At 71.6% G+C, this 7,938-nt stretch carries 7 protein-coding genes; 2 read left to right on the top strand and 5 right to left on the bottom strand.

All coding sequences use genetic code 11. The features are described from left to right. Positions 1 to 180: hypothetical protein (locus BJP40_RS34835; protein WP_218153194.1), on the top strand; the 180-nt coding region annotated here is incomplete at its 5' end. Positions 181 to 301: 121 nt separating this feature from the next. Here BJP40_RS34835 and BJP40_RS06395 read toward each other — a convergent pair. Beyond that, positions 302 to 1,309, bottom strand: coding sequence for a stage II sporulation protein M (locus BJP40_RS06395; RefSeq protein ID WP_071279338.1), 1,008 nt, complete (start codon positions 1,307 to 1,309; stop codon positions 302 to 304). 165 nt (positions 1,310 to 1,474) lie between these two features. Here BJP40_RS06395 and BJP40_RS06390 point away from each other — a divergent pair, with 165 nt between their 5' ends. Further along, positions 1,475 to 2,479, top strand: coding sequence for an RDD family protein (locus BJP40_RS06390; protein WP_071279339.1), 1,005 nt, complete (start codon positions 1,475 to 1,477; stop codon positions 2,477 to 2,479). 67 nt (positions 2,480 to 2,546) lie between these two features. Here BJP40_RS06390 and BJP40_RS06385 read toward each other — a convergent pair whose 3' ends face one another. From BJP40_RS06385 to manA, 4 genes are all read right to left on the bottom strand, one after another. Next, positions 2,547 to 3,167, bottom strand: a complete 621-nt coding sequence (locus BJP40_RS06385) for a hypothetical protein (RefSeq protein WP_071279336.1) — start codon at positions 3,165 to 3,167, stop codon at positions 2,547 to 2,549. A gap of 771 nt (positions 3,168 to 3,938) precedes the next feature. Next, entirely contained in the window at positions 3,939 to 5,396 is a 1,458-nt protein-coding gene (gene ahcY / locus BJP40_RS06380; protein ID WP_071279335.1) for an adenosylhomocysteinase, read from the bottom strand. A gap of 295 nt (positions 5,397 to 5,691) precedes the next feature. Then, positions 5,692 to 6,618, bottom strand: a complete 927-nt coding sequence (locus tag BJP40_RS06375; protein ID WP_071279333.1) for a cation diffusion facilitator family transporter — start codon at positions 6,616 to 6,618, stop codon at positions 5,692 to 5,694. Between the two features lie 129 nt (positions 6,619 to 6,747). Further along, positions 6,748 to 7,926, bottom strand: a complete 1,179-nt coding sequence (gene manA, locus BJP40_RS06370; protein ID WP_071279332.1) for a mannose-6-phosphate isomerase, class I — start codon at positions 7,924 to 7,926, stop codon at positions 6,748 to 6,750. Positions 7,927 to 7,938: the final 12 nt, after the last annotated feature.

The raw sequence follows: 7,938 nt of genomic DNA, 5'->3' as shown, positions 1-7,938 counted from the left end.
TCCGTTTCCGGTTCGGATTTCGTTTCCGGTGGCCGTTGGAGGGCCTTTGCCTTTCGGCTGATCCGACTTTATCAGATTCTTTCGGGGCCGAATTTCTTCGGCTCCGTATCCGATGCGGAGGAATCGTCGGCTCCAGCTTGTCGACTGATCGACTTCGCAGCGGAGCGAGAGAGAGACTAGCTGTTGCCACTGAAGCTGTCCAGCTCCACGCAACCGTTTGAATCTACCTCCCCACGCCACCCATGTCAACGGGCTTTGCGGGCGAAGAGAAGAGTAACAGGTCGCGGCCGTGCGGTGCACATCAGGCTGCGGTCGGCACCGCGGCGCTGCGGTCCCCGTCCTCGACGTCGCCTGCCTCCCCCTCCCTGGCGGCGCGGCCGCCGAGTACGTACACGTACACGAGGAAGGCCAGCTCGGCGAGGACGCCGATGGAGATGCGGGCCCAGGTGGGGAGGCCGGACGGGGTCACGAAGCCTTCGATCACTCCCGAGACGAACAGGACCAGGGCGAGGCCAATGGCCATGCCGATGGCGGCGCGGCCGCGCTCGGCGAGGGCGGCGCGGCGGGTCCGCGGGCCGGGGTCGATGACGGTCCAGCCGAGGCGCAGACCAGTGCCGGCCGCGACGAAGACGGCCGTGAGCTCCAGCAGGCCGTGCGGAAGGATCAGGCCGAGGAAGGTGTCCAGGCGGCCGGCCGCGGCCATCAGCCCGATGCCCACGCCGAGGTTCAGCATGTTGACCAGGAGTACCCAGAGGACGGGGACTCCGAGGAAGGCTCCCAAGGCCAGGCAGAGGGCTGCGGCACGGGCGTTGTTCGTCCAGACCTGGGCGGCGAAGGACGTGGCCGGGTTGCTGGAGTAGTACGTCTCGTACTGCCCTCCGGGCCGGGTCATCTCGCGCAGCTCGTCCGGTGCCGCGATGGCGGCCTGCACCTCGGGATGGGTGCCGATCCACCACCCGATGACCGCCGCGACGAGGACGGACAGCACGGCTGTGGGAATCCACCAGTGGCGCGACCGGTAGACGGCCGCCGGGAACCCCGCGGTGAGGAAGCGGGTGGCGTCCCGCCACGAGGCGCTGCGGGTGCCGGTGACGGTGGACCTGGCGCGGGCGACGAGCTGGGTGAGGCGAGCCGTGAGCGCCGGATCGGGAGCGGACGACTGGATGACGGAGAGATGGGTGGAGGTGCGCTGGTAGAGGGCGACCAGTTCGTCGGCCTCGTCGCCGGTGAGGCGGCGGCCGCGGCCCGTCAGGTGGTCAAGGCGGTCCCACTCGGCCCGGTGGGCGTTGACGTAGACATCGAGGTCCATATGCGGCTGCTGCTCCTGGCCCGGTCCGTACGTGTGGTCGTGCTGCTGCTCCTACGCGCGCGTAGTGCGCCGGTGCTCGTCTGCTGCCTGCTGCGGCGCGCTGTCCGACAGCTTGGCAGACTGGCGTTCGGAGGGGTCGGGCAAGGTCGATGAAGGGTGGGCGCCGTGAGTGAGGTCGTGACGGGGGACGCCGTCGTCCTGGGGCTGCGGCCGGCCCGGCTGCCCAGCAGGGCGCTCGCGCTGTTCGTGGACCTGCTGATCGTGTGGACGGCTTTCCTGCTCGTGTCCCTCGTCCTGGCGCTCGCCACGTCGGGACTCGACCCCGCGGCGGTGATGGCGGTGTCGATCGCGGCGTACATGCTGGTGCTGGTCGGTGCGCCGATAGCCGTCGAGACGCTGAGCCACGGGCGGTCGGTGGGAAAGCTGGTGTGCGGGCTCCGAGTGGTGCGGGACGACGGCGGACCGATCCGGTTCCGGCACGCGCTGGTGCGGGGGTTGCTCGGACTCGTGGAAATCGTCATGACCTTCGGGGTGATCGCCTGCATCGCGTCGCTGGTGTCGGCGCGGGGGCGGCGGGTCGGTGACGTGTTCGCAGGGACCCTGGTGGTGCGGGAGCGGGTCCCCTCGGCTCGTGCTGCCGCGGTGCCTCCGCCGCCGGCATGGCTGGTGGGGCGGTTCGCGGGGCTGGACCTGTCCGCGGTGCCGGAGGAGCTGTGGCTGGGCATCCGGCAGTACCTGACGCGGATGGGCCAGCTGGAACCGGTGGCGGGGCAGGCGCTGGCCGAGCGGCTGGCCGGCGAGCTGGCGGCGCGAACCGGTACTCCCCCGCCGGCGGGTGTGCCTGCCGCGGCCTATCTGGCGAGTGTCCTGTACGAGCGGCAGACGCGGGACGTGCGCCGGGTCGCCGCGGCGTCGGCTTCCCCTGCGGGCGGGGGCGCGGGGGCGGTTGCTCCGGTGGTTACGGGTGCGCCTTCCGTCGCGGGCGCGGGCTCTGGTGAGGGCGCGGCTTCTGCTTCCGGTGGGGCGGGAGCGGCTGCGTCCGGCTGGGGCGGGGGTGCAGGTGGTTCCGGCGGTCCCGTGTCGGGTGCGCCTGCTGGGGCGGCCGAGGAAGCCGGACGCGGGGAGGAGAAGCGGCGGGCTCCCGCCACGGGGTTCGCTCCGCCCGCTTGACCGTCGTCGGCGTTGCCCCGGCACGTCGTGGGGTTGCGGAGCCCGTGTGGCGGCTTCGTCCGGTCGCTCAGCGTTCGGGGAAGGTGGACGGGGGGCTCTGCAGGTCCTCCAGTTCGACTCCCGGCGCTGACAGCACCACGTCCCCGGCGATGTGGATCATGTGCTGTTCGCCGGTGTCCAGTGCGGTGACCTGGTACGCGTCCACGATGAGGGGGCCGTTGTCAGTGGGGTGCGCTTCACTGTTCAGCAGGGCCCAGGACTGGTCGACGGTGAGGGGTGCGAGGACCGGGTCCGTGAACGCCACGAGGCGGACGCGGGTCGCACCGGAATCGGGGGTGAGGCGTAGCAGGCGGGATGTGGCGACGAGGAATGCCGGCGATGTGCCCGTGAAGGCGTGGGCGCGGACGTTTCCTTCCGTGGCGTGGGCACCGGTCGGGTCGGTACGGACCCAGGTGACGCCTTCAAGGGCGGCGCCGCGGACCTGCCAGCCGCCGGCGTGGAGTTCCATGCGGAGGGGACGGCCCAAGTCGTCGATGGTGAGGTCGACGGAGCCGGCGTGGTCACCGGAGGGGGTGGTGGTCTGGGATACGTAGCGCCAGCCGGTGGGGCCGGGCGCGCAGTGGAAGTGCTCTTCGCCGAGGGGGGCGTGGTCGTGCGGGTCGTGGAGCGTATAGCGGCCGCGGGGCATGGGTCCTCGGGGGCGTCGTGGTCGGTTGTGTGGGGGCGTGGCTGTCGGGGGCGTTCGGGGAGGTGCGGGCTCGGCCGTGGGAGGTGCGGTGTCGTGGGCGCTCAGGGGTGTGGTTGCCGGTAGTTGGGGGGCATGTGGTGGTGAAAGTGCAGACGGGGGGTGCATGAGGGCTGCCGTCCCGCGCGGCGGGAGCGTCGTCCAACGGTAGTCGGGGCGGGGCGGGACCCGGAGGTCCCTTGTGGCTGCGGCGATCGCGGAGGGCTGCTCGTGCTGGTCGGGCCGGTCGCTGCAGGCTGAGGCGGCTGTGTGCGGTGGTGGCGTACGGCCGATCCCGTCGGCCGTGGGGTCGCGCGGCGGGCGGCGACCGGATCGGCAGGGGCGGCGAGGACCGGACCGACGGTGAGTGGGGAGGGTCCGTTGACCGGATGCCGGGGCTCCTGGGGGCGCGGCACTGCGCAGGGTTCCCCCCTGTCGCCTGTCCCTGGAGATCGTCAGGCGACGCGGCGGGGGGTCCTGGGCGCCCTGCACGGCCGTACGGCCTGGCCCCGGACGTGGCCCCGGGCTTCGCGCCGAGTGTGCCGGCGTCGGCGCGCCCGACCGGGAAGGCCGTCTGTGCGGGTGGGGCGCTGAGGGGCCGGACCGGACTGGACGGGGAGGGGAGGAGCGGGGGGCGCGGATGGGGTGGGCCAGAGGAAGGGGAAGGCCCCCCGGCAGTGCGCGGGGGGCCTTGTGGGGCTCTGACGCGGGCGTCAGGAGCGGCGGTGCGGGCCGTCAGTAGCGGTAGTGGTCGGGCTTGTAGGGGCCTTCGACCTTGACGCCGATGTAGTCGGCCTGCTCCGGGCGGAGGGTCGTGAGCTTCACACCGAGGGAGTCGAGGTGGAGGCGGGCGACCTTCTCGTCGAGGTGCTTGGGCAGGACGTAGACGTCGGTGGGGTACTGCTCGGGCTTGGTGTACAGCTCGATCTGGGCCAGGGTCTGGTCCGCGAAGGAGTTGGACATCACGAACGAGGGGTGACCGGTGGCGTTGCCGAGGTTCAGCAGGCGGCCCTCGGACAGCACGATGATCGTCTTGCCGTCGGGGAAGGTCCAGGTGTGGACCTGCGGCTTGACCTCGTCCTTGACGATGCCGGGGATCTTGGCGAGGCCGGCCATGTCGATCTCGTTGTCGAAGTGGCCGATGTTGCCGACGATGGCCTGGTGCTTCATCTTGGCCATGTCCGAGGCCATGATGATGTCCCGGTTGCCGGTGGTGGTGATGAAGATGTCGGCCGTCTCGACGACCTCGTCGAGGGTGGTGACCTGGTAGCCGTCCATCGCGGCCTGGAGGGCGCAGATGGGGTCGATCTCGGTGATGATGACGCGGGCGCCCTGGCCGCGGAGGGACTCGGCGCAGCCCTTGCCGACGTCGCCGTAGCCGCAGACCACGGCGACCTTGCCGCCGATGAGGACGTCGGTGGCGCGGTTGATGCCGTCGACGAGGGAGTGGCGGCAGCCGTACTTGTTGTCGAACTTGGACTTCGTCACCGCGTCGTTGACGTTGATCGCGGGGAAGAGGAGGGTGCCGTCGCGCTGCATCTCGTACAGGCGGTGGACCCCGGTGGTGGTCTCCTCGGTGACGCCGCGGATCTCGGAGGAGAGGCGGGTCCACTTCTGCGGGTCCTCGGTGAGGGTGCGGTTGAGGAGGCGCAGGATGTGGCCGTACTCCTCGCTGTCCGCGGTGGACGGGTCCGGGGCGGAGCCGGCCTTCTCGAACTCGACGCCCTTGTGGACGAGGAGGGTGGCGTCACCGCCGTCGTCGAGGATCATGTTCGGGCCGCCGGTGGGGCTGTCCGGCCAGGTCAGGGCCTGCTCGGTGCACCACCAGTACTCCTCCAGGGTCTCGCCCTTCCAGGCGAAGACCGGGACGCCCTGCGGGTTGTCCGGGGTGCCGGCGGGGCCGACGGCGATGGCGGCGGCCGCGTGGGCCTGGGTGGAGAAGATGTTGCAGGAGGCCCCGCGGACCTGGGGGCCGAGGGCGACCAGGGTCTCGATGAGGACGGCGGTCTGCACGGTCATGTGCAGGGAGCCGGTGATGCGGGCCCCGGCGAGCGGCTGGGACTCGGCGTACTCCTTGCGGATCGCCATCAGTCCCGGCATCTCGTGCTCGGCGAGGGTGATCTCCTTGCGGCCGAACTCGGCCAGGGAGAGGTCGGCGACCTTGAAGTCCTGTCGGTTCTCGACAGTCGTCATTTCGAGCTGCTCCTCGTTGTCGTGGCGAGGTGGGTACGGCCGGCTCCGCGGTGTCGGGCATGCGGGCGGGGTACGGCCCGTCGGGGCCGTACCGGGGCATGCGCGGCACGCGCGGAGCAGTCGTCGGAGGCCCTCTCTCCCTCGGCCGGCCCCTGGGGCCGCCCGACCGCCATCAGCAGCGACGTCTGGCTCTCGGTGTCTGCCATCGAATCTACACCGGTCGGGGCGGCCGTCTTCAAGTGCGCCGGAGGGAGGGGGTGCCTGGTTCCCGCCGTGCCGGTGGCGGGACGGCGGGTCAGGACGGGACGACCGGGGTCCTGAGGATGTCGGGTTCGAGGTAGATGACGCGGGCGATGGGCACGGCGTCGCGGACGCGGCCTTCGGCGGCGTCGATGGCGGCGGCGACGCGTGCGGCGGTGTCGTCGCTCTGGACGGCGATCTTGGCGGCGACGAGGAGTTCGTCGGGGCCGAGGTGGAGGGTGCGCATGTGGATGACGCCGGTGACGGTGTCGTGGTCGACGAGGGCTTCCTCGATCTTCTTCACCTGGTCGAGGCCGGCGGCTTCGCCGAGGAGGAGCGACTTCGTCTCGACGGCGAGGACGAGCGCGATGAGGATCAGCAGGACGCCGATGCAGAGGGTGCCGATGCCGTCCCAGACGCCGTTGCCGGTGAGGAGGGCGAGGCCGACGCCTCCGAGGGCGAGGATCAGGCCGACGAGGGCGCCGAGGTCCTCCAGGAGGACGACGGGCAGTTCGGGGGCCTTGGCGTGGCGGACGAAGTCCTTCCAGGACTGGTTGCCGCGGATCTCGTTGGATTCCTTGATGGCGGTCCGGAAGGAGAAGACCTCGGCGATGATCGCGAAGGCGAGGACGCCGACGGGCCAGTACCAGGCCTCGATCTCGTGCGGGTGCTTGATCTTCTCGTAGCCCTCGTAGAGGGCGAACATGCCGCCGACGGAGAAGAGCACGATGGAGACGAGGAAGGCGTAGATGTAGCGCTCACGGCCGTAGCCGAAGGGGTGCTGCGGGGTGGCTTCCCGCTTGGCCCTCTTGCCGCCCAGCAGGAGGAGGCCCTGGTTGCCGGAGTCGGCGAGCGAGTGGACGCTTTCGGCGAGCATCGACGACGATCCGCTGAAGAGGAACGCCACGAACTTGCTCACCGCGATCGCGAGGTTGGCGGCGAGTGCCGCCACGATCGCCTTGGTTCCGCCTGACGCGCTCATGCGGGTCGTGTCCCTTCACCTGGTGATGATGCGGTCGTGCACCCGGCGGGGGCGGTGGCGCCGCGGCGTGCGCCCCCGGTGCACGGCGGGACATTGTTGCAGGAGCGGGTGGGCCGCCGCGGCGTGGTCTCAGGGGGCGACGGTGGCGCGGAACACGGTGCCCGTACCGGAGAGTTCGGCGGGTTCGCCGGCGGGGACGTAGACGGACTGTCCCGGGTCGAGGCGGAGTTCGCCGAGGTGCGGGGTGCCGGCGGTGGCGAGGACGACCTGGGCGGAGGGGGCTGTGAGGTCGACGGGGGCGGAGCCTTCGGGCCGCACGTAGCGGGAGAGCCGGAAGTCGTCGACGGGTGCCTCGTACAGTTCCTCGCCCGACTCGGACGCTTCGGGGCGCAGGATGTCGGGGGCCGCCGCGTCGAACCGGACGACGCGGAGGAGTTCGGGGACGTCGACGTGCTTGGGGGTGAGGCCGCAGCGCAGCACGTTGTCGGAGCTGGCCATGATCTCGACGCCGAGGCCCTTGATGTAGGCGTGGGGCACGCCGGCGCCGAGGTAGAGGGCTTCGCCGGGCTGGAGCCGCACGTGGTTGAGGAGCAGGGCCGCGATGACGCCGGGGTCGCCCGGGTAGTGGTGGGCGAGTTCGGCGTACGGGGCGAGGTGGCCGCCCGTGCGGGTGCAGGCGGCGGCGGTGGCGGCGATGGTGTCGGCCATCGCGTCGGGGTCGGCGGTGAGGACGGCGGTGAGGACTTCGCGGAGGGCGGCGTCCTCGGGGTGGGCGTGGAGGACGTCGACGTACGGCTTGAGGGAGTCGACGTCGAGGGAGGCGAGGAGGTCGGCGGTCTCGGCGGGCGGGCGGAAGCCGCAGAGCCCTTCGAAGGGGGTGAGGGCGCAGATGAGTTCGGGCTTGTGGTGGGGGTCCTTGTAGGTGCGGTGGGCGGCGTGCAGGGGGATGCCGGCCTGTTCTTCCCGGGCGTAGCCGGCCTCGGCCTGGGCCCGGTCGGGGTGCACCTGGAGGGAGAGGGGCGCCGCGGCGGCGAGGACCTTGAGGAGGAACGGCAGGTGGGGGCCGAACCGGGCGGCGGTCTCGGGGCCGAGTTCCCGTGCCGGGTCGGCGGCGATGACGTCGGAGAGCGTCTGGTCGTGCGGGGTGCCGTCGGGTGCGGTGCGGGTGACGCGGGAGGGGGCTGCGGGGTGGGCGCCCATCCACATCTCGGCCTGCGGCTCGCCGGTGGGGGCGGTGCCGAGGAGGTCCGGGATGGCCGTGGTGGAGCCCCAGGCGTAGGGGCGGACGGTGTTGGAGAGGCGGTCCATGTCGCTGTGTTC

The sequence above is a fragment of the Streptomyces sp. CC53 genome, assembly GCF_001865245.1.
In the GTDB taxonomy this organism is placed as follows: domain Bacteria; phylum Actinomycetota; class Actinomycetes; order Streptomycetales; family Streptomycetaceae; genus Streptomyces.
This window is presented reverse-complemented; position numbering and strand designations above follow the sequence as displayed.